The sequence below is a fragment of the Pseudomonas sp. PS01300 genome, from assembly GCF_029960155.1.
Taxonomy (GTDB): domain Bacteria; phylum Pseudomonadota; class Gammaproteobacteria; order Pseudomonadales; family Pseudomonadaceae; genus Aquipseudomonas; species Aquipseudomonas palmensis.
In genome coordinates this window covers 67,617-93,645 of sequence record NZ_JASCPN010000008.1, presented here as the reverse complement: position 1 = coordinate 93,645, position 26,029 = coordinate 67,617, and the positions used below count along the sequence as shown (strand labels likewise).

General features: G+C 64.4%; 24 protein-coding genes. 9 read left to right on the top strand and 15 right to left on the bottom strand.

What is annotated here, in order from left to right; translation table 11 throughout:
- Positions 1 to 39 precede the first annotated feature (39 nt).
- The 5 genes from pstB to QMX96_RS07150 all read right to left on the bottom strand — a co-directional run bounded on the left by pstB (position 40) and on the right by QMX96_RS07150 (position 7,510).
- Positions 40 to 873 carry a phosphate ABC transporter ATP-binding protein PstB gene (gene pstB, locus QMX96_RS07170; RefSeq protein WP_043861544.1) on the bottom strand — a complete coding sequence of 278 codons (834 nt, stop codon included), beginning with the start codon at positions 871 to 873 and terminating at the stop codon, positions 40 to 42.
- Between the two features lie 80 nt (positions 874 to 953).
- Positions 954 to 2,624 carry a phosphate ABC transporter permease PstA gene (gene pstA / locus QMX96_RS07165; RefSeq protein WP_043861543.1) on the bottom strand — a complete coding sequence of 557 codons (1,671 nt, stop codon included), beginning with the start codon at positions 2,622 to 2,624 and terminating at the stop codon, positions 954 to 956.
- A 17-nt stretch (positions 2,625 to 2,641) separates the two neighbouring features.
- A complete protein-coding gene (locus QMX96_RS07160; RefSeq protein ID WP_043861542.1) occupies positions 2,642 to 4,930 on the bottom strand; it encodes an ABC transporter permease subunit in 2,289 nt (762 codons plus the stop codon).
- 138 nt (positions 4,931 to 5,068) lie between these two features.
- Entirely contained in the window at positions 5,069 to 6,070 is a 1,002-nt protein-coding gene (locus QMX96_RS07155; protein ID WP_043861541.1) for a phosphate ABC transporter substrate-binding protein PstS, read from the bottom strand.
- A gap of 150 nt (positions 6,071 to 6,220) precedes the next feature.
- Complete coding sequence (locus QMX96_RS07150) at positions 6,221 to 7,510, bottom strand: MFS transporter (protein WP_043861540.1); 1,290 nt, start codon at positions 7,508 to 7,510, stop codon at positions 6,221 to 6,223.
- Positions 7,511 to 7,870: 360 nt separating this feature from the next.
- Between QMX96_RS07150 and QMX96_RS07145 the strand changes: the two genes are divergently transcribed.
- Positions 7,871 to 8,272 (top strand): acyl-CoA thioesterase, encoded by a 402-nt coding sequence (locus tag QMX96_RS07145; protein WP_009402429.1) that lies wholly within the window; start codon positions 7,871 to 7,873, stop codon positions 8,270 to 8,272.
- A 72-nt stretch (positions 8,273 to 8,344) separates the two neighbouring features.
- On the top strand, positions 8,345 to 9,241 hold the full coding sequence (locus QMX96_RS07140; RefSeq protein ID WP_100634852.1) for a D-hexose-6-phosphate mutarotase: 897 nt from the start codon (positions 8,345 to 8,347) through the stop codon (positions 9,239 to 9,241).
- Between the two features lie 104 nt (positions 9,242 to 9,345).
- Here QMX96_RS07140 and QMX96_RS07135 read toward each other — a convergent pair whose 3' ends face one another.
- The 5 genes from QMX96_RS07135 to QMX96_RS07115 form a co-directional block, all read right to left on the bottom strand.
- Positions 9,346 to 9,879, bottom strand: a complete 534-nt coding sequence (locus QMX96_RS07135; protein WP_043861581.1) for a DUF3299 domain-containing protein — start codon at positions 9,877 to 9,879, stop codon at positions 9,346 to 9,348.
- Between the two features lie 51 nt (positions 9,880 to 9,930).
- Positions 9,931 to 10,176 (bottom strand): GlsB/YeaQ/YmgE family stress response membrane protein, encoded by a 246-nt coding sequence (locus QMX96_RS07130; RefSeq protein WP_043861538.1) that lies wholly within the window; start codon positions 10,174 to 10,176, stop codon positions 9,931 to 9,933.
- 92 nt (positions 10,177 to 10,268) lie between these two features.
- A complete protein-coding gene (locus QMX96_RS07125) occupies positions 10,269 to 11,351 on the bottom strand; it encodes a 5-(carboxyamino)imidazole ribonucleotide synthase (protein WP_210014033.1) in 1,083 nt (360 codons plus the stop codon).
- 10 nt (positions 11,352 to 11,361) lie between these two features.
- Entirely contained in the window at positions 11,362 to 11,853 is a 492-nt protein-coding gene (purE, locus tag QMX96_RS07120; RefSeq protein ID WP_054916459.1) for a 5-(carboxyamino)imidazole ribonucleotide mutase, read from the bottom strand.
- A gap of 212 nt (positions 11,854 to 12,065) precedes the next feature.
- The gene (locus tag QMX96_RS07115; RefSeq protein WP_043861535.1) at positions 12,066 to 12,971 is read right to left on the bottom strand and encodes a LysR substrate-binding domain-containing protein; all 906 of its coding nucleotides are present in this window, start codon (positions 12,969 to 12,971) and stop codon (positions 12,066 to 12,068) included.
- A gap of 178 nt (positions 12,972 to 13,149) precedes the next feature.
- Here QMX96_RS07115 and aspA point away from each other — a divergent pair, with 178 nt between their 5' ends.
- Positions 13,150 to 14,574, top strand: a complete 1,425-nt coding sequence (aspA, locus tag QMX96_RS07110; RefSeq protein ID WP_043861534.1) for an aspartate ammonia-lyase — start codon at positions 13,150 to 13,152, stop codon at positions 14,572 to 14,574.
- Between the two features lie 126 nt (positions 14,575 to 14,700).
- Here the strand turns inward: aspA and QMX96_RS07105 are convergent, their stop codons facing one another.
- Entirely contained in the window at positions 14,701 to 15,282 is a 582-nt protein-coding gene (locus tag QMX96_RS07105; protein WP_229589177.1) for a hypothetical protein, read from the bottom strand.
- Between QMX96_RS07105 and QMX96_RS07100 the strand changes: the two genes are divergently transcribed.
- The 3 genes from QMX96_RS07100 (at position 15,281) to QMX96_RS07090 (ending at position 18,525) form a co-directional block, all read left to right on the top strand.
- Positions 15,281 to 16,267, top strand: coding sequence for an asparaginase (locus QMX96_RS07100; protein WP_282361481.1), 987 nt, complete (start codon positions 15,281 to 15,283; stop codon positions 16,265 to 16,267). The two genes, QMX96_RS07105 and QMX96_RS07100, sit on opposite strands and share 2 nt — an antisense overlap.
- A gap of 86 nt (positions 16,268 to 16,353) precedes the next feature.
- Positions 16,354 to 17,346: an AraC family transcriptional regulator gene (locus QMX96_RS07095; RefSeq protein WP_282361480.1), complete on the top strand. Its 993-nt coding sequence runs from the start codon at positions 16,354 to 16,356 to the stop codon at positions 17,344 to 17,346.
- Between the two features lie 141 nt (positions 17,347 to 17,487).
- Positions 17,488 to 18,525: a histone deacetylase family protein gene (locus tag QMX96_RS07090; protein ID WP_043861530.1), complete on the top strand. Its 1,038-nt coding sequence runs from the start codon at positions 17,488 to 17,490 to the stop codon at positions 18,523 to 18,525.
- A gap of 2 nt (positions 18,526 to 18,527) precedes the next feature.
- Here the strand turns inward: QMX96_RS07090 and QMX96_RS07085 are convergent, their stop codons facing one another.
- Entirely contained in the window at positions 18,528 to 20,057 is a 1,530-nt protein-coding gene (locus QMX96_RS07085) for a PLP-dependent aminotransferase family protein (RefSeq protein WP_282361478.1), read from the bottom strand.
- A 107-nt stretch (positions 20,058 to 20,164) separates the two neighbouring features.
- Here QMX96_RS07085 and QMX96_RS07080 point away from each other — a divergent pair, with 107 nt between their 5' ends.
- Complete coding sequence (locus QMX96_RS07080; RefSeq protein ID WP_043861529.1) at positions 20,165 to 20,611, top strand: GNAT family N-acetyltransferase; 447 nt, start codon at positions 20,165 to 20,167, stop codon at positions 20,609 to 20,611.
- Between the two features lie 14 nt (positions 20,612 to 20,625).
- A complete protein-coding gene (locus tag QMX96_RS07075; RefSeq protein WP_043861528.1) occupies positions 20,626 to 21,300 on the top strand; it encodes a GNAT family protein in 675 nt (224 codons plus the stop codon).
- Between the two features lie 94 nt (positions 21,301 to 21,394).
- Here the strand turns inward: QMX96_RS07075 and oadA are convergent, their stop codons facing one another.
- Both oadA and QMX96_RS07065 read right to left on the bottom strand, forming a co-directional pair.
- Positions 21,395 to 23,203, bottom strand: coding sequence for a sodium-extruding oxaloacetate decarboxylase subunit alpha (gene oadA, locus QMX96_RS07070; protein ID WP_043861527.1), 1,809 nt, complete (start codon positions 23,201 to 23,203; stop codon positions 21,395 to 21,397).
- An 11-nt stretch (positions 23,204 to 23,214) separates the two neighbouring features.
- Positions 23,215 to 24,630 carry an acetyl-CoA carboxylase biotin carboxylase subunit gene (locus tag QMX96_RS07065; protein ID WP_043861526.1) on the bottom strand — a complete coding sequence of 472 codons (1,416 nt, stop codon included), beginning with the start codon at positions 24,628 to 24,630 and terminating at the stop codon, positions 23,215 to 23,217.
- Between the two features lie 205 nt (positions 24,631 to 24,835).
- On the opposite strand from QMX96_RS07065, the gene QMX96_RS07060 reads away from it, so the two are divergent.
- The gene (locus QMX96_RS07060; protein WP_162484870.1) at positions 24,836 to 25,783 is read left to right on the top strand and encodes a LysR family transcriptional regulator; all 948 of its coding nucleotides are present in this window, start codon (positions 24,836 to 24,838) and stop codon (positions 25,781 to 25,783) included.
- Here QMX96_RS07060 and QMX96_RS07055 read toward each other — a convergent pair.
- Entirely contained in the window at positions 25,725 to 25,943 is a 219-nt protein-coding gene (locus QMX96_RS07055; protein ID WP_078481432.1) for a hypothetical protein, read from the bottom strand. The genes QMX96_RS07060 and QMX96_RS07055 overlap by 59 nt on opposite strands.
- Between the last annotated feature and the right edge of the window lie 86 nt (positions 25,944 to 26,029).

The following is a 26,029-nucleotide window of genomic DNA, read 5'->3' as shown; positions in this document are numbered from 1 at the left end:
TCCGGTAAGTGCTGTCAGGCGGCGTTCAATCGTTGAATCCTAGCCATACCGACCGGTGATGTAGTCTTCGGTCTGCTTCTTCGCCGGGTTGGTGAACAGGGTGTCGGTGTCACCGTATTCCACCAGCTTGCCCATGTACATGAACGCGGTGTAGTCCGAAACCCGCGCGGCCTGCTGCATGTTGTGGGTCACGATGACGATGGTGTACTTGGACTTGAGTTCGTAGATCAGCTCTTCGACCTTGAGCGTGGAAATCGGGTCCAGCGCCGAGCACGGTTCGTCGAGCAGCAGCACCTCAGGCTCCACCGCGATGGTACGGGCGATCACCAGGCGCTGCTGCTGGCCGCCGGACAGGCCCAGGGCCGAGTCGTGCAGGCGGTCCTTGACCTCCTCCCACAGTGCGGCGCCCTTGAGTGCCCACTCCACGGCTTCATCCAGTACACGCTTCTTGTTGATGCCCTGGATGCGCAGGCCGTACACCACGTTCTCGTAGATGGTCTTGGGGAACGGGTTGGGCTTCTGGAACACCATGCCCACGCGGCGGCGCAGCTCGGCCACGTCCTCGCCCTTGCGGTAGATGTTGTTGCCGTCGAGGTTGATCGCGCCTTCCACCCGGCAGCCGTCGACCAGGTCGTTCATGCGGTTGAAGGTGCGCAGCAGGGTCGACTTGCCGCAGCCCGAGGGGCCGATGAAGGCGGTCACGCGCTGCTTGGGAATGTTCAGGCTGACATCGAACAGCGCCTGCTTCTCGCCGTAGAACAGGCTCAGGCCCGGCACTTCGATGGCCACGGTCTCGTCGGCCAGCTGCAGGCTCTGCTTGGTGCGACCCAGGGCGGACATGTCGATGCCGTGGGTGTGGGATTCATGCTGCATGGTAAGACTCCATACGCTATCAATTTCGTTTCATCGTACCGCCCGGCACAACACACGGGCGGCGCTTGCAATAAGGGGTATCAGCTGTCCAGCGCCTTGTACTTCTCGCGCAGGTGGTTGCGTATCCATACCGCCGAGAGGTTGAGCGTGGCGATCACCATCACCAGCAGCAGCGCCGTGGCGTACACCAGCGGCCGCGCGGCCTCGACGTTGGGGCTCTGGAAGCCGACGTCGTAGATGTGGAAGCCCAGGTGCATGATCTTCTGGTCCAGGTGCAGGTACGGGTAGTTGCCGTCCACCGGCAGCGACGGCGCCAGTTTCACCACACCCACCAGCATCAGCGGCGCCACCTCGCCCGCGGCACGGGCCACGGCCAGGATCATGCCGGTCATCATCGCCGGGCTGGCCATCGGCAGCACGATCTTCCACAGCGTCTCGGCCTTGGTCGCACCCAGGGCCAGCGAGCCCTCGCGCACGGTCCGCGGGATCCGCGCCAGGCCTTCTTCGGTGGCCACGATCACCACCGGCACCGCCAGCAGCGCCAGGGTCAGCGAGGCCCACAGCAGGCCCGGGGTACCCAGGGTCGGCGCCGGCAGTGCTTCGGGGAAGAACAGGTGGTCGAGCGAGCCGCCCAGCACGTACACGAAGAAGCCCAGGCCGAACACGCCGTAGACGATCGCCGGCACGCCGGCCAGGTTGTTCACCGCGATGCGGATCAGCCGGGTCACCGGGCCCTGGCGGGCATATTCACGCAGGTACACCGCCGCCAGCACGCCGAACGGGGTGACGATCACGGCCATGATCAGGGTCATCATCACGGTGCCGAAGATCGCCGGGAAGATCCCGCCCTCGGTGTTGGCTTCACGCGGGTCGTCGCTGAGGAACTCCCACACCTTGGCGAAGTAGGTGCCAAGCTTGGTGAAGTTGTTCATGGCGTTGGGCTGGTAGGCGTGCACCACCTTGTCGAGGTTGATCTCGACTTCGCGGCCATTGCCGTCACGGGCCACCAGGCTGTCGCGGCTGAAGTCCTGGTGCAGCTTGCCCAGGCGGTCCTCGATGGCCTTGTAGCGGTTGTTCAGCTCGGCGCGCTCGGCATCCATGTCGGCCTGCGCTACAGGGGTCAGCTTGCCTTGCAGTTCCAGCTTGCGGGCTTGCAGGCGCAGGCGCTCAAGGCCATGGTTGATCGCACCGATGTCCTTCTTCTCGAGCTTCTGCAGCTCGCCGGCCAGGCCGGCAGCACGCTTGAGGCGTGCCTGCAGCTCGTTCCAGGCGGCCTGCCCTTCGGCAACCACCTTGCCGTTTTCCTTGACGCTGACCAGGTAGCCGTAGAAGTTGCCCCACTCGCGGCGCTCCAGGGCGATCAGGTCGACCGGCTTCTGCTGGTCCACCAGCCAGTCGCCGACCACCCAGGTGAAGTCACTGCCGTTGAGGTCGCGGTTGCCGACCTTGATCAGCTCGCGGGTCATGAACTCCGGACCGTTGTCGGGTACCGGCAGGCCGGCCCCCTTGAGGCGTGCCAGCGGCACCTCTTCCTTCTGCACCACTTCGCCGATGACGATGTGGTTGGCCTGACCCGGCACGTTGTAGCTGGCCTGGATCAGGTCGGCCGGCCAGAAGTGCGCCAGGCCGCGCACGGCGATCACGGAGAGCAGACCGATGGTCATGATCACCGCGATGGACACCGCGCCACCGCTTATCCAGACGCCAGGGGCGCCGCTCTTGAACCAGCTCTTGAGGGAATCCTTTTTCACGGATCTCTACCTTTCTATCAAAGCGACGAGTATTTCTTGCGCAGACGCTGGCGAATCAGCTCGGCCAAGGTGTTCATCACGAAGGTGAACATCAGCAGCACCAGCGCGGCGAGGAACAGCACGCGGTAGTGGCTGCCACCGACTTCCGATTCGGGCATCTCCACCGCGACGTTGGCCGCCAGGGTGCGCATACCTTCGAACAGGTTCATTTCCATGACCGGGGTGTTGCCCGTGGCCATCAGCACGATCATGGTTTCACCCACCGCGCGGCCCATGCCGATCATCAGCGCCGAGAAGATGCCCGGGCTGGCGGTCAGGATGACCACGCGGGTCAGGGTCTGCCACGGCGTGGCGCCAAGTGCCAGCGAGCCCAGGGTCAGGCTGCGCGGCACGCTGAACACGGCGTCCTCGGCAATCGAGTAGATGTTCGGGATGACCGCAAAGCCCATGGCGATACCGACCACCAGGGCGTTGCGCTGGTCGTAGGTGATGCCCAGGTCATTGGTGATCCACAGGCGCATGTCGCCGCCGAAGAACCAGGTTTCGAGGAACGGGCTCAGGGTCAGCGCACCCCAGCCGGTGAACAGGATCACCGGGATCAGGATCGCCGCTTCCCAGCCATCCGGCACACGCAGGCGGATCGACTCCGGCAGGCGGCTCCAGATGAAGCCGGCCAGCAGGATGCCGAACGGCATCACCACGAACAGGCTGAACACACCGGGCAGATGCCCTTCCAGGTAAGGCGCCAGGAACAGCCCGGCGAAGAAGCCGAGGATCACCGTGGGCATCGCCTCCATCAGCTCGATCACCGGCTTGACCTTGCGGCGCATGCCCGGGGCCATGAAGTAGGCGGTGTAGATCGCTGCGGCAATCGCCAGCGGTGCGGCCAGGATCATCGCGTAGAACGCGGCCTTGAGCGTACCGAAGGTCAGTGGCGACAGGCTCAGCTTGGGCTCGAAGTCGGTGTTCGACGCGGTGGACTGCCAGACGTACTTGGGCTCGTCGTAGTTCTCGTACCAGACCTTGCTCCACAGCGCGCTCCAGGACACTTCCGGGTGCGGGTTGCGCAGGCTGGCCGGGATCAGCTTGCCGCCCTCTTCGACGAACAGGCGGTTGGCCCGTGGCGACAGTGCCAGCACGCCGGCGCCTTCGGCCATCGGCTCCACCAGCAGGGTGCGATGTGCGGTGCTGTGGAACACGCCGAGCTTGCCGCTGGCATCCAGTGCCACGAAGCCCTTGCGGCGCTCTTCGGCATCGATCTGCACGATCGGCGCCTTGCCCATCTGGAAGGTACGGATCTGCTTGAAGCGCTGTTCGCCGTCCGGGTCGCGGGCCATGAACCACTGGGCCAGGCCACCCTTGGAGTCACCGATGATCAGCGAGATGCCGCCCACCAGCTGGGCGCTGGCGGTGACTTCGGCATCGGCGTCGTCGAGCAGCTTGTAACGACCGTTGAGGCTCTTGTCGCGCAGGCTGAACACATCGGCCTGGGCCCGCCCGTTGATCACGTACAACCACTGCTGGCGCGGGTCGATGAAGATCGCCTTGACCGCCTCGGTCATCTGCGGCAGTTCGATGTGGTTCTGCTCGCTGGTGACTTCGCCGGTCATCATGTTTTCTTCGCGGCTCAGTTGCAGTACCTGCAACTGCGCACCGCTGGAGCCGGCCACCACCAGGGTGTCGCCATTGACGTTCAGGCTCACGTGCTCCAGCGCACGGCCCGAATCGCCGAGGGCGAACGGTTGCTGGCCATAGGGGTAGTCGATGGCCGGGGTGATGGTCTTGTGGTTGTCCGGGTAGGTGATCTTGTAGCTGTGGCTGAACACCAGTGCCTGGCCGTTGGACAGGCCCAGCACCACCAGCGGGTTGCCCGGCTGGTCGGCGCCGATCGAGGTCACCTGGGTGCCGGCCGGTACCGGCAGGTCGACACGCTTGAGCTCGGCACCGGTCTTGGTGTCGAAGAACAGCGCCTGCCCCTTGTCCGAGACGCGCATGCCGACCAGGTTCTGCTCTTCGAGCGCGATCATCAGCGGCTTGCCGGCGTCCTGGGTCAGCCAGGCCGGGGTCATGGCCTTCTTGGTGGTCAGTTCGGCGCCTTGAAACAGCGGCACCACCACGTAGGCCAGGTAGAAGAAGATCAAGGTGATCGCCGCCAGCACGGCGAGCCCGCCCACCAGTACATACCAGCGGGTCAGGCGGTCCTTGAATGCACGCAGGCGACGCTTGCGTTGCAGCTCGGGCGTATTGAAATCAATCCGCACGGGGGGAGAATTTTGGGTCATGGTGGAGTTGGCCAGATCATTCATGCGCTCACCCTAGCGGTCCCGTATGACAAAAACATGACAATGCAGTGACGCAAAAAAGCCCGCCGCTCAGGCATGCCTGGCAGCGGACTCGCAATTTGCAGCGCGGCCCGCACAAATGCAGGGCGCGCCCGTTCACACTCAGTTTGCAGCGACGCCTTTGGCGGCGTGGTTCAGACCCAGGTCGGCCAGCGCTTTCTCGGCCACTTTGGCGGGCAGCGGGATGTAACCGTCTTTCACCACGACCTGTTGACCGGCCTGCGACAGCACCAGCTTGACGAACTCGGCTTCCAGCGGGGCCAGAGGCTTGTTCGGGGCCTTGTTGACGTAGACGTAGAGGAAACGCGACAGCGGGTAGGTACCGTTCAGGGCGTTGGCTTCGTTGTCTTCGACGAACGCGCCGCCTTCTTTCTTGGCCAGGGCCACGGTTTTCACGCTGGCGGTCTTGTAGCCGATGCCCGAGTAACCGATACCGTTCAGCGAGCTGCTGATCGACTGCACGACGGACGCCGAGCCAGGTTGTTCGTTGACGTTAGGCTTGAAGTCGCCTTTGCACAGGGCTTCTTCCTTGAAGTAGCCGTAGGTGCCGGATACCGAGTTGCGACCGAACAGCTGGACCGGCTTGTTGGCCAGGTCGCCGGTCACGCCCAGGTCGCCCCAGGTTTTCACGTCGGCCTTGGCACCGCACAGGCGGGTGGAGGAGAAGATGGCGTCGACCTGAGCCATGGTCAGGCCCTTGATCGGGTTGTCCTTGTGCACGAACACGGCCAGGGCGTCGACGGCGACCGGGATGGCGGTCGGCTTGTAGCCGTACTTCTGTTCGAACGCCTGCAGCTCGACGTCTTTCATCTTGCGGCTCATCGGGCCCAGGTTGGCGGTGCCTTCGGTCAGCGCGGGTGGCGCGGTGGAGGAGCCGGCGGCCTGGATCTGGATGTTTACGTTCGGGTATTCCTTCTTGTAGGCCTCGGCCCACAGGGTCATCAGGTTGGCCAGGGTATCGGAACCGACGCTGGAGAGGTTGCCCGATACGCCGGTGGTTTTGACGTAGGTCGGAATAGCAGGATCAACAGCGGCAACTGCGTTGGCAGTCGCAACGCCAGCGGCGGCAAAGGTCAGGGCCGCCATCAAACGCTTCAGTTTCATGCCTTACTCCTAGCAGGAATTGGGGGTAGATGGATCGGGCCCAAGTATCTGCAGGCCGTATGACTACTCTATGAACTGAATGTGACAATTAGATGAAAGGCCATCACCTCGTTCGAGGGATGGCCTTTATAGCGGACGCGGGGCGGGGTTTCAGCGCTTGGTGAGCAGCAGGTAGATGCCTACCAGCAGGCCCAGGGTGCAGATGCCGGCGACATAGTAGGCCGGGCCGAGCGGGCTGAACTTCATCAGCGAGGTGACCATGATCGGGGTCAGGCCACCGAAGATCGCGTAGGCCAGGTTGTAGGAAAACGACAGGCCGCTGAAACGCACCACCGGCGGGAAGGCGCGCACCATCACGTAAGGCACCGCACCGACGATGCCCACGCACAGCCCGGTAACGGCGTACATCGGGTACAGCCACTCAGGGTGCGCCGCCAGGTTGTGGTAGAAGCTCCAGGAGCTGGCCAGCAGCGCCAGGCTGCCGACGATGAACACGCGCCCGGCGCCGAAGCGGTCGGCCAGGCGCCCGGCCACGATGCAGCCGATGCTCAGCAGCACGATGGCCAGGCTGTTGGCCTTGAGGGCCTCGGTGGCGCTGATGCCGTAGAGGGTCTGCAGCACGGTCGGGGTCATCAGGATGACCACGATGATGCCGGCCGACAGCAGCCAGGTCAGCAGCATCGACAGTACGATGGCGCCACGGTGGTCACGCAGCACCGCGCGCAGCGGCACTTCCTCGGCCAATGCCTTGCGCTGCTGCATCTCGGCGAAAACCGGGGTTTCGTGCAGCCAGCGGCGCAGGTACACCGAAAACAGGCCGAACACGCCGCCGAGCAGGAACGGGATCCGCCAGGCGTAGTCGCTCAGTTGCTCGGGGGTGTATACGGTGTTGATCAGGGTCGCGACCAGCGAGCCGAGCAGGATGCCCGAGGTGAGGCCCGCCGTCAGCGTGCCGCAGGCGTAGCCGATGTTGCGCGCCGGCACGTGTTCGGACACGAACACCCAGGCACCCGGCACTTCACCGCCAATGGCGGCGCCCTGGATCACGCGCATCAGCAGCAACAGGATCGGTGCCCACATGCCGATCTGTGCGTAGGTGGGCAGCAGGCCCATGATCAGGGTCGGCACGGCCATCATGAAGATGCTCAGGGTGAACATCTTCTTGCGCCCCAGCAGGTCGCCGAAGTGGGCCATCACGATGCCGCCCAGCGGGCGCGCCAGGTAGCCGGCAGCGAAGATGCCGAAGGTCTGCATCAGGCGCAGCCACTCGGGCATGTCGACCGGGAAGAACAGCTTGCCCACCACCGCGGCGAAGAACACGAAGATGATGAAGTCGTAGAACTCCAGCGCCCCGCCCAGGGCGGAGAGCGACAGGGTCTTGTAGTCACTGCGGGTGAGCGGCCGCGAGGGCTGCTCTATGGAGGGGGGCACGGAGGTCATCGAAGCGTCTCTTATTGGCAAATCAGGCCGCGGCAGCGCTGGCCCCGGCCTGTCAGGAGGTCGAACGATAGCAAATTGTTCGAAAAAGCACATGGATCGACATAATCGGGGCAGATAATCATGACCGCATGGTCGTCGCCCCACGCGCGGCTCTATATACTGGCCGCTCGTATCAAACGGTTACGCCTTGTGTGGGATGTTGTGCGAAAACGCCGCTAGGTATGCTTAGTCGGTTTCGCAGAGTTTCCCTTCGCCGCACGGCAGAGCGAAGCAGCGTAGTATGTTCGTGCTGAATCGTTTTTCGCGGCGTCCGCACCAGCGCAAACCAACGAAGCGTTACGGGTCAGAGGCACCCCCGGCATGATTGAACTCGAACAAGAAGATCCTATTCCGCAAGGCGACCTGGCCTTGCAGATCACCGCATTGCCCCGTGAAACCAACGGTTTCGGCGATATCTTCGGCGGCTGGCTGGTCGCCCAGATGGACCTGGCCGGCACGGCCATGGCCAGCCGAGTCGCAGGCGGGCGCGTCGCCACCGTGGCGATCGACCGCATGGCCTTTCTGGTGCCGGTGGCGGTGGGCGCGCAACTGTCCTTCTATACCCAGACCCTGGAAATCGGCCGCAGCTCGATCCAGATGATGGTCGAGGTGTGGAGCGACGACCCGCTGAGCAGTGAATGGCGCAAGGTCACCGAGGCGGTGTTCGTGTTCGTCGCCATCGACGGCAGCGGCCGCACCCGCTCGGTGCCGCCTCGTCGCTGAGCCTGGGGCGCGCTAAACTCGAGGGTCTGCGCGAGGTCCAAGACCTCGTAGGCCACCCTTCGAGAGCAACGCATGTCCACATCCAAGGTAGAAGTCGAACAGCATGGCGAGCTTGCCTGCTGGCGTATCACCACGCCTCGCGCCGAGCTGCTGATTGCCCAGCAGGGCGCACAGGTGCTCAGTTACCAGCGCGTGGGCGAGCCGCCGCTGCTGTGGCTCAGCGATCAGGCGATCTTCAGGCAGGGCAAATCGGTGCGCGCCGGTGCCCCGGTGTGCTGGCCCTGGTTCGGCAACCTGCAACGCAACCCAGCGGCCGTACAGGCCATGTTCCACGGCGCCGAGGCCCCGGCCCACGGGCTGGTGCGCGGGCGTGACTGGCAGTTGCTGGGTATCGACAGCAGTGCGGATTCGGTACGCGTGGACTTCACGCTACCCCAGGCGTTGGGAGAGCTACCCGGCTGGCCGCACACGGTGGAACTGAAACTGAGCATCGTGCTCGGCGAAGAACTGGCGCTGACCCTCGACAGCCACAACCTGGGCAGTGGCAGCGTCACCCTCAGCCAGGCGCTGCACAGCTACTTTGCAGTCAGCGATGTGCGTGGCGCGCGGGTTGAAGGCGTGGACGGGCTGGCCTACATCGAGACGCTGGCAGACTGGGAGCAACGCACCCAGCAGGGCGACCTGGGGTTTGCCGGGGAAACCGACCGCATCTACCTGCAGACACCTGAGCGTCTGAGCATCGTCGACCCGGGCTGGAACCGGCGTATCACCCTGCGTACCCAGGGTTCGCGTTCGGCGGTGATCTGGAACCCGTGGGTGGACCGCGCCGCGCAGCTCACGGACATGGCCGATGACGGCTGGCAGCGGATGCTGTGCATCGAGACGGCGAACGTGTGGGATGACGTGGTGGAACTTGCGCCCGGGGCGACCCATTCGCTGAGTGTCAGTATCGGCAGCGAACCGCTCTAGACCGCTGTCGCGGGTCAAGCCCGCTCCCACCGGGCATTGCACTGATCATGAGGGCAGCACTGTACCTGTGGGAGCGGGCTTGACCCGCGATGCAGACGACGCGGTTACAGGTCGGAGTCCTCCACAACCCTCACCTTCCCCGCATCCAGCGCATACGCCGCATCGGCCAGGTCATTGCTGACCTTCTCCACCTTCAGCGTGCCGCTGACCCACAGCGGCGTGTAGATATCGTCCAGCTTCAGGCCATGGGGATAACGCACCAGCACCAGCTGGTTGGGCGGCGGTGGCGGTACATGGATGCAGGCGCCCGGATAGGGCACGAGGAAGAACAGCGTGCTGTTGCCCTTGGCGTCGGTCTCCAACGGCACCGGGTACCCGCCCAGACGGATCTGCCTGCCGTTCATGGCAGCCACCGTCTTGCTCGAATACATCACCGCCGGCAGGCCCTTGCTCTGCTTCAGGCCACCCTTCTCGGTAAAGGTACCCATCGCCTCGGGGGAGTTGTGGTCGATCTCGGGCATCTGCTCCAGCGCCTTCTGGTCCGACTTGGGCATCAGCTCCAGCCAGTCGGTCTCGGGCAGCTCGGCGCGGGCCAGGCCACTACACAGCAACAGGGTAAGCAGTACGACTCGGCGCATGAAAAAAAGCTCGGCAACTGACGGAAAGTTGCCGAGCATTCTAGCGCCCTGTCAGCGCTTTTTGATCATGCCGTAGATCACCAGCAGGATGATTGCACCCACCAGTGCACCGAGGAAGCCAGCACCCTCGCCCGCATGGTAGATCCCCAGCGCCTGGCCACCGTAGGTCGCCGCCAGAGAGCCGGCGATACCCAGCAGAATGGTCATGATCCAGCCCATGCTGTCGTCGCCCGGCTTCAGAAAACGTGCCAGCAAGCCGACGATCAGGCCGATGAAGATGGTTCCGATGATACCCATGGCATTCCCTCTGAATTGAGTGCACGAGCCAAAGCCTAGTCAGCGCTTTGGCATCCTGCCATCAGAGGGATGCGCGGCGGGAATGGTTCCGCTCAGCCTGCGATGAGCGCTTCGACCTGCTGGATCTTCTGCTCCAGCGTGGCCATGTCGGCGCAGCGCAGGGTGGCGTGACCGACCTTGCGCCCGGCCTTGAAGGCCTTGCCATAGTGATGCAGGTGACAGTCGTCGATAGCCACGACCGCGGCCACCGCCGGCACTTCGCCGATGAAGTTGAGCATGGCGCTTTCGCCGACCTTGGCGGTCGAGCCCAGCGGCAGGCCGGCCACGGCGCGCAGGTGGTTCTCGAACTGGCTGCACTCGGCGCCTTCGATGGTCCAGTGCCCGGAGTTGTGCACACGCGGCGCGATCTCGTTGGCCTTCAGGCCACCGTCGACCTCGAAGAACTCGAACGCCAGCACGCCGACATAGTCGAGCTGCTCGAGCACGCGGCTCGCGTAGTCTTCGGCCAGGCCCTGCAGCAGGTGGTCTTCGCTGGCCACCGACAGGCGCAGGATGCCGCTGTCGTGGGTGTTGTGCACCAGCGGGTAGAAGCGCGTCTCGCCATCGCGGCCGCGAACGGCAATCAGCGACACCTCGCCGGTGAACGGCACGAAGCCCTCCAGCAGGCAGGGCACGCTACCAAGTTCGGCGAACGTGTCGACAACATCGGCTTCGGTGCGGAGCACCTTCTGGCCCTTGCCGTCATAACCCAGGGTGCGGGTCTTGAGCACGGCCGGCAGGCCGATGCTGGCGACGGCGGCCTCCAGGTCGGCTTGCGACTGGATGTCGGCGAAGGCCGGGGTCGGGATGCCCAGGTCACGGAACATGCTCTTCTCGAACAGCCGGTCGCGGGCGATGCGCAGCGCTTCGGCGCTCGGATACACCGGCACGAACTGCGACAGGAAGGCCACCGTCTCGGCTGGCACGCTTTCGAATTCGAAGGTCACCAGGTCGACTTCGTCGGCCAGCTGGCGCAGGTGATCCTGGTCGCCGTAGTCGGCACGCAGGTGCTCGCCCAGGGCGGCCGCACAGGCGTCAGGGGCCGGGTCGAGGAAAGCGAAGTTCATGCCCAGCGGGGTACCCGCCAGGGCCAGCATGCGGCCCAGTTGGCCGCCACCGATTACACCGATTTTCATGCGTGTGACCTCAGGCCTGGCGCGGGTCTGGATTGTCCAGAACGTTGTCTGTCTGCTCAGCGCGGAACTGTTTCAGAACGGTATGGAACTGCGGGTGCTTGGCGCCCAGGATGCTCGCCGAGAGCAGCGCGGCGTTGATCGCGCCGGCCTTTCCGATGGCCAGGGTGGCAACCGGGATGCCGGCCGGCATCTGCACGATCGACAGCAGCGAATCGACGCCCGAGAGCATGGCCGACTGCACCGGCACACCCAGCACCGGCAGGTGGGTCTTGGCGGCGCACATGCCTGGCAGGTGGGCAGCGCCACCGGCACCGGCGATGATCACCTCGATGCCACGGCCTTCGGCCTCTTCGGCGTACTGGAACAGCAGGTCCGGCGTGCGGTGGGCGGAAACCACCTTCACTTCGTAGGGAATGCCGAGTTTTTCCAGCATATCGGCGGTGTGGCTAAGGGTGGACCAATCGGACTTGGAGCCCATGATCACGCCAACCAGTGCACTCATCGTCGAGCCTCTTCTCTTGGGCGCCTTCAGGCGCGTCAAAAAACAACAAGCCACGCAGGGACGACCGGCGTGGCTTGTTATGCGAATTAGGGCCGGGTGTACCGACCGAAGGCCGCGCAGTATATCGTAAAGCCGTGTGTTTGATGCACCCCGGCGACCAACTGTAAGCCTTATTTTTCGGGCTTTTTCAGGGCTTCGGGCTGACTCTGGAGTCAAGCCGTCGCCGGCCCGCCTTCGAGCTTGCGCCACAGCAGGCGCACGTTGGCCTTGCGCACCAGCGCGCAGCGGTACAGGCGGATCTCCAGCGGCACGTGCCATTGCGCACCGCCACAGATCACCAGCTCGCCACGTTCAAGCTCGGCACGGGCCGACAGGCGCGGCACCCAGGCAATACCCAGGCCTTCCAGGGCCATGCTCTTGAGGCTGTCGGCCATGGCGGTTTCGTAGATGGTGGTAAAGCGCAGGTTGCGCTGGCGCAGCAGCAGATTCACCGAACGCCCCAGAAACGCTCCGGCGCTGTAGGCCAGCAAGGGCACGCTGGCGTCGTTTTCCAGGTCGAACAGCGGCTTGCCGTCGGCATCCGCTGCACACACCGGCAGCATCTCGGTGTGCCCCAGGTGCAGCGAGGGGAAGATCTCGGCGTCCATCTGCAGGGCCGCATCCGGGTCGTAGAACGCCAGCATCAGGTCGCAGCCACCTTCGCGCAGGGCGTGCACCGCATCGCCGACGTTGGTCGCCACCAGCCGCGTGGCGATGTTCAGACCGTCGTTGCGCAACTGCGCGATCCAGCGCGGAAAGAAGCCCAGCGCCAGCGAGTGCGCCGCCGCCACCTGGATCACCTCGCCCTGCCCGCCTTCCAGGTGATGCAAGTGGCGCAGCACCTCGCCCAGCTGGTCGACCACCGTGCGCGCCGTCACCAGGAACAGTTGGCCGGCAGCGGTCAACTCGATTGGCGTGCGCGAGCGGTTGACCAGGGTCAGCCCCAACGCAGCCTCCAGACTGCGAATGCGCCGGCTGAACGCCGGCTGGGTCACGAAGCGACGCTCCGCCGCCTGGGAAAAGCTGCGGGTGGCGGCCAGGGCGCTGAAATCTTCCAGCCATTTGCTTTCGAGGTTCATCGGGCTCTCCAGGCATGCACCAAAATGGTACACGCTCGAATGTCAATTGGCGTCACATGGAACGTTATGCCGTTTGTGCATAGGTTAGCGTGCAACAGCATTGGCCGCAAAATCCGTGCAGGCCTAGGATTGGCGCCATTCCGGCATGTGCCGGGCCTAACTCGAGATGATCTCTATCATGTCCGCTGCTGCATCGTTCCGTGTCGAAAAAGACCTGCTTGGCACCCTCGAAGTCCCTGCTGATGCCTACTACGGTATCCAGACCCTGCGTGCTGCCAACAACTTCCACCTCTCTGGCGTGCCGCTGTCGCACTACCCGAAAATGGTTGTCGGCCTGGCCATGGTCAAACAGGCAGCTGCCGACGCCAACCGCGAGCTGGGTCACCTGAGCGATGCCAAGCACGCCGCCATCAGCGAGGCCTGTGCCCGCCTGATCCGCGGTGACTTCCACGAGCAGTTCGTGGTCGACATGATTCAAGGCGGTGCCGGTACCTCCACCAACATGAACGCCAACGAAGTGATCGCCAACATCGCGCTGGAAGCGATGGGTCACCAGAAGGGCGAGTACCAGTACCTGCACCCGAACAACGACGTGAACATGGCGCAGTCGACCAACGACGCCTACCCGACCGCCATCCGTCTGGGCCTGCTGCTGGGTCACGATGCGCTGCTGGCCAGCCTCGACAGCCTGATCCAAGCCTTCGCTGCCAAGGGTGAAGAGTTCAGCCACGTACTGAAGATGGGCCGTACCCAGCTGCAGGACGCCGTGCCGATGACCCTGGGCCAGGAATTCCGTGCCTTCGCCACCACCCTGACCGAAGACCTCAACCGCCTGCGCACCCTGGCGCCGGAAGTGCTGACCGAAGTCAACCTGGGCGGTACCGCGATCGGTACCGGCATCAACGCCGACCCGGGCTACCAGGCCCTGGCCGTACAGCGTCTGGCGCTGATCAGCGGCCAGCCGCTGGTACCGGCTGCCGACCTGATCGAAGCCACCTCCGACATGGGCGCCTTCGTGCTGTTCTCCGGCATGCTCAAGCGCACTGCAGTCAAGCTGTCGAAGATCTGCAACGACCTGCGCCTGCTGTCCAGCGGCCCGCGCACCGGCATCAACGAGATCAACCTGCCGGCGCGTCAGCCAGGCAGCTCGATCATGCCCGGCAAGGTCAACCCGGTTATCCCGGAAGCGGTCAACCAGGTGGCCTTCGCCATCATCGGCAACGACATCGCGCTGACCATCGCGGCCGAAGGCGGCCAGCTGCAGCTGAACGTGATGGAGCCGCTGATCGCCTACAAGATCTTCGACTCGATCCGTCTGCTGCAACGCGCCATGGACATGCTGCGCGAGCACTGCATCGTCGGCATCACCGCCAACGAACAGCGCTGCCGTGAACTGGTCGAACACTCGATCGGCCTGGTCACCGCCCTGAACCCGTACATCGGCTACGAAAACGCCACCCGTATTGCCCGTATCGCGCTGGAAAGCGGCCGCGGCGTACTGGAACTGGTGCGTGAGGAAGGCCTGCTGGACGAAGCGATGCTCAACGACATCCTGCGTCCGGAAAACATGATTGCACCGCGTCTGGTACCGCTCAAAGCGTAACCGACGCCGTACTACCGCTCACCAGGTTGAGGGACTAGACACCTCTCACCTTTTGAGGGCCCAGGGACTTTGTCTCCGGGCCCTTTTTTTTGCCTGCGCCGCGAGCTTCGCCAGCAATGCCGGCGCCTACAGCGAACCGGTGGTGTCGGCTGCTTCTGCCGACGAGGGCAGCAGCAGCACATTCAGGAAGGTCGAATCGCTGACGATCTCCTTCATGAACCACCACACGAACGCCAGGCAGAGCGCCACCATGAAGGCGGTCAGATCGCCCGTGTAATGGCGCACCGTGAGCACCCCGATAAAGCACAGCACCACGCCCAGCCCGCTGATCAGGTCTGCCCAGTTGGAACGGCTGAGGTGGCGCTTCATGGCCCGGTGATCCGCCTCGGGCAACACCAGTGCCTGGGCACACTTTGCACAGGTGAGCGGCTGCCCGCCCATGAGCGTTTCCAGCTCGCCCTCGCTCGGCAACCAGACGTGGCCGCATGCCGGGCAATTGAGGTCCACCGCGGCGCACAGGCGCTCTTGCGCGGATTTGTACTTGTTCGTCGACACGTCCTTGGCACCTTCGTCCTGAAGCAGGCGCGATGGTAACCGCTGGCCGTCACGCTGCCCATCGCGAACTCGGGCGGCCCGGCCGCTGACAGCGCGCCGGGGGATGGCGTAAGGTGGTCGGCTTTCCTTCAGTCGAGCACGGAGACAGGCCATGACCCCGGCCCCTGCCCACAACATCATGGTGCTGTACACCGGTGGCACCATCGGCATGCAGGCCAGCGCCGGCGGCCTGGCCCCTGCGTCGGGCTTCGAGCAGCGCATGCGTGAGCAACTGGCCGGGCAACCTGGCCTGGCAGCCTGGCAGTTCCGCGAACTGCTGCCGCTGATCGACAGCGCCAACATGACGCCCTGCTACTGGCAGCGCCTGCGCACCGCGATCATCGAAGCAGTGGATGGCCAGGGCTGCGATGGCGTGCTGGTGCTGCATGGCACCGACACCCTGGCCTACAGCGCCGCCGCCATGAGCTTCCAGTTGCTCGGGCTGACGGTGCCGGTGCTGTTCACCGGCTCGATGCTGCCGGCCGGTACGCCGGACAGCGATGCGTGGGAGAACCTCACGGGGGCGCTGCAGGTGCTGAGCCAGGGTACGTCGCCGGGTGTTCAGCAGTATTTCCACGGTCAGCTGCTGGCACCAAACCGCACCGCCAAGGTGCGCAGCTTCGGCCGGAACCCGTTCGCGACCTTGCAGCGCTCGGGCGGTGCGGCGCAGGCGCCTGTACCGGCAGCACTGGCTTATCGCGCGCCGCTGCAGGTGGCCAAGGTTGCAGTGTTGCCGCTGGTGCCAGGCCTCGACGCCGCGCTGTTGCAGGCCACACTCGACAGCGGGGTCCAGGGGCTGGTGCTGGAATGCTATGGCAGCGGCACCGGGCCGTGTGATGACGATGCGTTCGTGGCCGTGCTGGAACAGGCCCGCGCGCGTGACATCGTGGTGGTGGCGATCACCCAGTGCCATGAAGGCGGGGTCGAACTGGAGGTGTACGCAGCCGGCAGCCGCCTGCGCGAGGCCGGTGTGCTGTCGGGTGGCGGAATGACCCGGGAGGCGGCGTTCGGCAAATTGCAGGCATTGCTCGGTAGCCAGTTGCCAGTTGACGAGGTGCGACGGCTGGTTGGGCTGGACCTGGCTGGCGAATTACGTTGAGCCCTTCGCTGGCTTGCCAGCGAACAGGCCCTGAAGGGCATACAAATTGCTCACTCAACCCCAAGCCCCTCAGCCGGATGCCGAGCATGCTCCACTCCCACCTCACCACCCTGAACGCGGTTTCCCTGATGCTGCAGGCCTTCAAGGACGAAGACCATGCCGCCCATCGGCTGCTCGAAGGCACCGGCATCACCCCGGCCGACCTGGGCCGCGCCGACTGGCGCATCACCACGCACCAGGAACTGCGCGTGTGCGCCAACGCCGTGGCCATGCGCCGGGAAGTCGGGCTGGAACTGGGCCAGCGCATGCACGTTTCATCCTACGGCATGCTCGGTTACGCCCTGCTTTCCGGTGCCACCCTGGGTGACGCCCTGCACCTGGCCCTGCAGTACCCCGCGCTGCTGGGAACACTTTTCCAGCTGCGCCTGATCGAGGACGGCGAGCGGGTCTGGTTCAGCGCCAGCGACTACGGCCAGGCCCCGGAGCTTGCGGCGTTCAATGCCGAGTTCTGCCTGACGTCGCTCAAGGTCATCTGCAACGACCTGCTCGGCCAGCCGCTGCCCTTGCTGGGCGCGCGTTTCGCTCACCCTGCCCCGGATTACCAGGCGCTCTACAGTGCGCCTTTCGACTGCCCCCTGCAGTTCGGCGCCAGCGACAATGCCTTTGCCTTCGAACGCCACTGGCTGGCCCGGGCCCTGCCCCTGGCCGACCCGATCACCCACCGTGCGATGAGCGAACGCTGCCGCCGGCAGAACCTGGAATTCACCGGGCGCCAGGCCTGGCTCGGGCGCATTCGCCAGCTGCTGCAGCAGCAGTTGGAGGCACCACCAGGCCTCGAGGGCCTGGCGCGGCAGATGAGTTGTTCGTCACGCACCCTGCGTCGCCACCTGCACGAGCTGGGCAGCAGTTATCAACAACTACTCGATGAGCTGCGCTTCGAACGGGCCAAGCAGTTGCTGGCCGAGGACGAGCTGCCGATCTACCGCATCGCCGAGGTGCTGGGCTTCAGCGAGCCGGCCAGCTTCCGACACGCCTTCCTGCGTTGGAGCGGCGTGGCACCGAGCCATTTTCGCGCCTGAAACACGCGCATGCACCGCGAGGGGGCGAAATGCGGACAACCGTGTTGGCCATATCGATCCCCTTTTGGCCGTTTGCGCCGTTCTGCCGGTGGGCGTACCTCTCGACAATGGGGCCACGCCAGTAAACCCGGAGAACAAAAAATGCTGACGATCTATTCCGATGACCATCGCCTGCACCACGGCCGCTGCGAGCTGATCGACGGGCAGTTGATGCCCTGCTTCGAAATGCCCTCGCGTGCCGACCATGTGCTCGAGCGGGTCAAGGCCCAGGGCCTGGGGCCCGTCGAAGGCCCTACCGATTTTGGCCGCGCACCGCTGCTGCGCGTGCACAGCGCCGACTACCTGGACTTCTTCCAGGGCGCCTGGCAGCGCTGGAGCGCACTGGGCCATGACGGCGACCTGCTGCCGTTCACCTGGCCGGCGCGCAGCCTGCGCCAGGTCAAACCCAGCGGCCTGCATGGCGAGCTGGGCTATTACAGCTTCGACGCCGGTGCACCGATCACCGCCGGCACCTGGCAGGCCGCCTACAGCTCGGCGCAGGTTGCCCTGACCGCACAGGCGGCGGTGCAGGCCGGTGCCCACAGCGCCTTCGCCCTGTGCCGGCCACCGGGGCATCATGCCGCCAGCGACGTGATGGGGGGCTACTGCTATCTGAACAACGCCGCGATCGCCGCCCAGGCCTTCATCGACCACGGTCGCCAGCGCGTGGCGATCCTGGATGTGGACTACCACCACGGCAACGGTACCCAGCAGATCTTCTACGCACGCAACGACGTGCTGTTCGCCTCGATCCATGGCGACCCGCAGGCCGAATTCCCGTTCTTCCTCGGCTATGCCGACGAGCACGGCGAAGGCGACGGGCTGGGCTGCAACTTCAACTACCCGCTGCCGGCAGGCAGCGACTGGGCCACCTGGCGCGGCGCGCTGGACGAAGCCTGCGAACGCATCGGCGCGTATGACCCCGAAGTGCTGGTGATCTCGCTGGGCGTGGACACCTTCAAGGACGACCCGATCTCGCAATTCAAGCTCGACAGCCCCGACTACCTGGCCATGGGCGAGCGCATCGCGCAGTTGGGCAAGCCGACCCTGTTCATCATGGAAGGTGGCTATGCCGTGGCCGAGATCGGCGTCAACGCGGTCAACGTGCTCGAGGGCTTCGAGCGCGCCCGTCAAGGCTAGGCTCAGTCGGCCCAGGCACGTGCAAGGCGTGCCAGGGCCTGGGCAATCGCGGCCTCGTTCACGGCCGCGAACCCCAGCACCAGTCCGGCACGCTTATCCACAGGCAGCGGCGTGTCGGGCAACCAGTAATCACTCAGCGCATTGAGTTCGACACCCACCGCTGCGGCACGGGCGATCAGTTCCCGTTCGCGCGCCTGGCTGTGCACGTCGATCTTCAGGTGCAGGCCCGCCGCCACCTCCGGCAAGGCTCCCAGCCCCGCCACAGCCTTCGGCCAGCCGGCCAGTAGCGCATTGCGCCGGCTCAACGCCGCGCGGCGCATGCGCCGGATATGACGCTGGAAGTGCCCTTTGGCCATGAACTGCGCCATCACCGCCTGTGTGCCGACCTCGGAATGGCGCACCGCCAACGCCCGAAAGCGCGAGAATGCCTCCACCAGCCGGGCCGGCAGCACAAGGTAACCCAGACGCAGCGCCGGGAAGGCCACCTTGCCGAAGGTGCCGACATACAGCACCCGTCCGCTGCGGTCCAGGGCTGCCAGCGGGGCCAACGGCGCGCCGCTGTAGCGGTACTCGCCGTCGTAGTCGTCCTCGATGATCCAGCTGTCGTTGCGCTCGGCCCAGGCCAGCAGTTCCAGGCGACGCGCCAGGCTCAGGGTGACGCCGGTGGGGTACTGATGCGCGGGGGTAACGTAGCTCAGGCGACAGTTGGGCAACTGGGCCAGGGCAGCGCACTGCAACCCGTCGAGATCCACCCCCACGCCATGCACCTTCGCGCCCGCCATGGCGAAGGCTTTGCCCGCCGCACGATAGCCGGGGTTTTCCACAGCCACACCGTCACCGGGCGCCAGCAGCAGCTGTGCACAAAGGCTGATTGCCTGCTGCGCACCACTGGTGATCACAATTTGTTCAGCCACGCAGGACAACCCACGGGAGCGACGCAGGTAGGTGGCAATCAGCTCGCGCAGCAGCGGTTCTCCGGCCGGGTCGCCGTAACCGAGTGACGCCGGGTCGGGATTTCGCCAGAAACCCGCCTGCAGCTTGGCCCACACCTCGAAGGGGAACAGATCGAAGGCCGGTATGCCAACCTGAAAAGCCCGCGGCGCACGAGGCTCATGCACGGATAAATGATTGTTTTCCAGGCGCTCCAGCACGCCCGTGTGGATAACTTTACTGGATAAATCCTCAGTGCAATCACCCGTTTTTGTGGATAACCCTGTGGAAAAACCCAGGGATAACCCTGTGGACAGTTTTGTGGATAGTTTTGGCAGCTGACTGACGTAGGTACCATCGCCCACCCGGCTTTCGATATAGCCTTCGGCATACAGCTGGTCGTAGGCACGAACTACGCTGTTACGTGAGACGGCCAGCGCTGCGGCCATGTCGCGGGTGGCGGGAAGACGCGTGCCGCTACCCAGTCGCCCGTCCAGCACGCGCTGGCGCAGCGCCTGGTACAACTGGCGACTGAGCCCCTGACGACGGTCCAGCACGATGCCGGTGGGGTCGAAGGGCAAGGCAACGCTGCGTTCGCTCATGAAATGGACCTGCCAAATAAGCTGGAAATGGCTCTTACCATAAGCCAATAGCCTGCCTAGGATGGGGCCATTCGCCAACCCCCTGTATCGCACACAAGGATCCTTCGATGTCTACCGTGACCCTGCGCCCCGTGACCGCCGATGACCACGCCGCCTGGCTGCCGCTGTGGCAGGCCTACCAGCGTTTCTATGAGACCCGCATCGATGAGGCGGTCAGTGCCGTGACCTGGCAGCGCATGCTCGACACCAGCGAGCCGACCAACGCTGCGCTGGCCTGGGTCGATGGCAAGGCGGTGGGCATGGTGCACTGGATCTACCACCGCTCCAACTGGACGGTGGAAAACGCCTGCTATCTGCAGGATCTGTATGTCGACGCCAACCAGCGCGGCAAGGGCGTGGGCCGCCAGCTGATCGAGCTGGTGTACGACACGGCGCGCCAGGCCGGCTGCACCAAGGTGCACTGGCTGACCCATGAAACCAACGCCACCGGTATTTCGCTGTATGAACAGGTGGCCGAACGGCCGGGTTTCATCCAGTTCCGCAAAGCCCTGTAATCGGAGAAGCCACCATGAGCACACCGTTGAACTGGCGGCCGGCCAAGGCCCCGCAGCCTGTCCCGCTGGTCGGGCGCTTCATCCGCCTGGAAAAACTCGACCCGCGCCGCGACCGCGAGCACCTGTGGGCGGTGTTCCAGGGCCCCGAGGCCGACCAGACACTGTGGAAGTACCTGGCCTACGGACCATTCACCGAGCGCGAAGACTTCGACCACTGGCTAGACAGCAACGCCGCCAGCAGCGACCCGCTGTTCTACAGCGTGATCGACCTGGCCAGCGGGCAGACCCAGGGTATCCTCAGCCTGATGTCGATCGTGCCCGAGCAGGGCCGTATCGAGATCGGCCACATTGCCTTCGGCGCGGCCATGCAGCGCACGCCCAGGGGCACCGAGGCCATCTACCTGCTGGGCAAGCAGGCCTTCGCCCTGGGCAACCGGCGTCTGGAATGGAAGTGCAACAACGACAATGCCCGCTCCAAGCGCGCGGCCGAGCGTTTCGGGTTCACCTTCGAAGGGGTGTTTCGCAAGCACATGGTGACCAAGGACCACAACCGCGACACGGCCTGGTACTCCATCACCGATGACGAATGGCCGGCCATTGCCGCTGGTTTCGAACGCTGGCTGAGCGAGGACAACCAGCGCCCAGAGGGTCAGCTCAAGACGCTGGAAGCGTGCCGTACGGGTGCGTGAGGCGGGTACCCGAAGCGGGCGTATCCAACAGAAGATAAAAAAAGGGGAGCAATTCGCTCCCCAGAGGTTAACCGCTTGCAGATGAAGGCCTGAGTCAGCCTTCGATCTCGATCAGGATCTCGCCCGGGTTGACCCGGTCGCCCTTGGCCACGTGTATGGCTGCAACCTTGCCGGCGATGGCCGATTGCACCTCGGTTTCCATCTTCATCGCTTCGGTGATCAGCACCGCCTGGCCGGCCTTGACCGTGTCGCCCTGCTTGACCAGCACATCGACGATGTTGCCCGGCATGGTGGTGCTCACATGGCCCGGCTCGCTGGCCTGCTTGCGCTTGCTGCTGCCACCGCCGACGAATTCGTTGAGCGGCTCGAACACCACCTCTTCCGGCATGCCGTCGATGGACAGGTAGAAGTGGCGCTTGCCTTCGGCCTTGACGCCCACACCGGTGATATCCACGCGGTAGGTCTCGCCGTGCACGTCGATCACGAACTCGGTTGGTACGCCTTCGCCACCGGCCGAGGCCACCGCGCCGGCTTCCGGAATCGGCAGCAGCACTTCAGGGGTCAGGCTGCCGGCTTCACGCTCTTCAAGGAACTTGCGCCCGATGTCCGGGAACATGGCGAAGGTCAGCACGTCTTCTTCGGACTTGGCCAGGCTGCCGATGTCGGCACGCAGCTTGGTCATCTCGGGCTTGAGCAGGTCGGCGGGGCGCACGTCGATGACGTCTTCGCTGCCGATGGCCTGGCGACGCAGCTTCTCGTCGACCACCCCCGGTGCCTTGCCGTAGCCGCCCTGCAGGTACAGCTTCACCTCGTTGGTGATGGTCTTGTAGCGCTCGCCGGCCAGCACGTTGAAGAACGCCTGGGTACCGACGATCTGCGAGGTGGGCGTGACCAGCGGCGGGAAGCCGAGGTCTTCACGCACCCGCGGGATCTCGGCCAGCACTTCGTTCATGCGGTTGAGCGCACCCTGCTCCTTGAGCTGGTTGGCCAGGTTGGAAATCATCCCGCCCGGTACCTGGTTGACCTGCACGCGGGTATCCACGGCGGTGAACTCGCTTTCGAACTGGTGGTACTTCTTGCGCACGGCATAGAAGTACAGGCCGATCTCCTGCAGCAGTTGCAGGTCCAGGCCGGTATCGAACTCGCTGCCCTTGAGCGCTGCAACCATCGATTCGGTGCCCGGGTGGCTGGTGCCCCAGGCGAAGCTGGAGATGGCGGTGTCGATATGGTCGGCACCGTTCTCGATGGCCTTGAGCTGGCACATCGCGGCCAGGCCGGCCGTGTCGTGGCTGTGGATGAACACCGGCAGCGACTGCTCGGCCTTGAGTGCCTTGACCAGCTCGCCGGTGGCGTAGGGGGTCAGCAGGCCGGCCATGTCCTTGATCGCGATGGAGTCGCAGCCCATGGCTTCCATCTGCTTGGCCTGGGCCACGAACGCCTCGATGGTGTGCACCGGGCTGGTGGTGTAGGCGATGGTGCCCTGGGCATGCTTGCCGGCCGCCTTCACGGCCTCGATGGCCACGCGCAGGTTGCGCACGTCGTTCATGGCGTCGAAGATGCGGAACACATCGATGCCGTTGACTGCTGCCTTGGCCACGAAGGCCTTGACCACGTCATCGCTGTAGTGCCGGTAGCCAAGCAGGTTCTGGCCGCGCAGCAGCATCTGCAGACGGGTGTTGGGCAGTGCTGCGCGCAGCTTGCGCAGGCGCTCCCACGGGTCTTCCTTGAGGAAGCGCACGCAGGCGTCGAAGGTCGCGCCGCCCCACACTTCCAGCGACCAGTAGCCCACCTTGTCGAGCTTGTCGCAGATCGGCAGCATGTCGTCGGTGCGCATGCGGGTGGCCAGCAGCGATTGGTGGGCGTCGCGCAGGATCGTGTCGGTTACGAAAATTTTCTTGGACATTGTAGGGTTCCTCACAGGCCTGCGTGGGCGGCGATGGCGGCGGCGATGGCCAGGGCCAGCTCTTCGGGTTTGCGCTTGATCGAGTAGTTGGTCAGTTCAGGGTGGCTTTCGACGAAGCTGGTGTTGAACTGGCCGCTACGGAATTCCGGGTTGCGCAGGATTTCCTGGTAGTACGCGGCGGTGGTCTTGACCCCCTGCAGGCGCATGTCGTCCAGGGCCCGCAGGCCGCGGTCCATGGCTTCTTCCCAGGTCAGCGCCCAGACCACCAGCTTCAGGCACATCGAGTCGTAGAACGGCGGGATGGTGTAGCCGGTGTAGATCGCCGTGTCGGTGCGTACGCCCGGGCCGCCGGGGGCGTAGTAGCGGGTGATCTTGCCGAAGCTGGGCAGAAAGTTGTTTTTCGGGTCTTCTGCATTGATCCGGAACTGCAGCGCGAAGCCGCGGTGCTGGATGTCTTCCTGCTTGACCGACAGCGGCAGGCCCGAGGCGATGCGGATCTGTTCGCGAACGATGTCGATACCGGTGATTTCCTCGGTGATGGTGTGCTCCACCTGCACCCGGGTGTTCATTTCCATGAAGTACACCTCGCCATCGGCGAGCAGGAACTCCACGGTACCGGCATTCTCGTAGCCCACGGCCTTGGCCGCGCGCACCGACAGGTCGCCTATGTAGGCGCGCTGTTCGGGGGTCAGCTGCGGGCTGGGGGCGATCTCGATGAGCTTCTGGTTGCGGCGCTGGATAGAGCAGTCGCGCTCGAACAGGTGCACTACGTTGCCGAAGCTGTCACCCAGGATCTGCGCCTCGATGTGCTTGGGGTTGACGATGCATTTTTCCAGGAACACCTCGGCCGAACCGAATGCCTTGGTGGCTTCGGAAATCACCCGCGGAAAGGCCTGCTCGAGTTCTTCGCGGCTGTTGCAGCGACGAATGCCGCGCCCGCCGCCGCCGGAAGTGGCCTTGAGCATAACCGGGTAACCGATGCGGTCGCCCTCTTCCAGGGCTTCGTGGATGTCGGCCACGTTGCCTTCGGTGCCCGGGGTGACCGGTACGCCGGCCTTGATCATGCTGCGCCGCGCCTCGGTCTTGTCGCCCATGCGGCGAATGACTTCGGCGGCCGGGCCGATGAACTTGATCCCGCGTTCGGCGCAGATGTCCGCCAGCTCCGCGTTCTCCGACAGAAAACCATAGCCCGGGTGCAACGCATCGCAACCGGTTTCCACTGCCAGGTTCACCAGCTTGCGCGGGTTGAGATAACCGGCCAGGGGTTCGGCACCGATGCTATGGGCCTCGTCCGCACGCTTTACGTGCAGGGCGTGACGGTCGGCGTCGGAATAGATCGCCACCGAGCGAATGCCCATCTCGGCGCAGGCACGCACGATGCGTACTGCGATTTCACCCCGGTTGGCGATCAGGATTTTTTTTATCACTGGAGTCTTCCCAAAGCCGTTGGTAACAAACGAACCGGCAGTACCGGTCGGCGCGTGACCAGACGTCGCTGGCCAGTCGTATAATCACCCTAGCGCCGAACGTGAATAAACAAAAATCAATATTTGTTAGGGGCAGCATTAGCAATTGCTTATAGTGCCGTAACAGGGTTTTGCCGAGGCGACGGGAAATATGCGTAAGTCACTGATGCGTATGACATTGCGTCAATTGCAGATCTTCAATGAAGTGTGTGATTTGCGTTCCTACAGCCGGGCCGCCGAGGAGATGTCGCTGACGCAACCCGCCGTTAGTCTACAGATCCGCCAGCTCGAAGAACTGGTAGGCCAGCCGCTGTTCGAGTACGTCGGCAAGAAGCTCTACCTCACCGAGGCCGCCGAGGCGCTGCAGCGCGCCAGCCGGGACATCTTCGGACGCCTGGAGAGCCTCGACATGCAGCTGTCGGACATGCAGGGCTCGCTGCAGGGCCAGCTCAAGCTGGCGGTGGAATCGAGCGCCAAGTACTTCGTGCCGCACCTGTTCGCCGCCTTCAAGCGCCTGCACCCGGAGGTCAACCTGACCCTCACCGTGGTCAACCGCGCCCAGGCCATCCGGCGCCTGTCGGACAACCGCGACGACCTGATCATCATGTCGATGGTGCCGCAGGACATGGGCCTGGAGTTTTTGCCCTTCCTGAACAACCCGATCGTGGCCGTGGCCCCGCCCGATCACCCGCTGTGCACGCTCGACAGCCTGCGCCTGCAGGACCTGGAGCCGCATACGCTGCTGGTGCGCGAACAGGGTTCGGGCACGCGCAAGGCGTGCGAGGAGTACTTCAAGGAAAAGCGCGTGCACTTCACCCAGACCCTGGAAGTGGCATCGGCCGACGCCCAGCGCGAATGCGTGATCGCAGGCCTTGGCATCGCCCTTTTGACCCGGCATGCACTGAACATGGAACTGGCCACCGGGGTGCTGCGCGAGCTGCCGGTAGAGGAGCTGCCGCTGTATCGCAGCTGGTGCGTGGTGCAGGCCAAGGCCAAGCGGCAGTCGCCGGTGGCCCTGGCCTTTGTTGCGTTCATCCGCAGCGAACGTGCGCAGATCAGCGCGCTTGTTGAGCGTTTCTCGGGGACGTTGCCGCTGACACCTGCCATACGCTGACAGCGTGCAGTTCGGGGTAGTCGGCGATGTCCTGCAGCAATTGGCGCTGCTCGGAATAGCTTTCGATCGCGCGGCGAAACTCCATGCGGCGCTGATCCTTTTCCTGCTGCTTGCGGGACTTGGCGGTAGGTTGGTGCGAGCCATCGAATTCACGAGCCATTGCGTGTCTCCCTGGTCGATTGCGGGGAGTTTCAGCGTGCCCGGGCGGGGTTACGGTTTGGCGGCGGGAGGGTTACAAAAGCATGA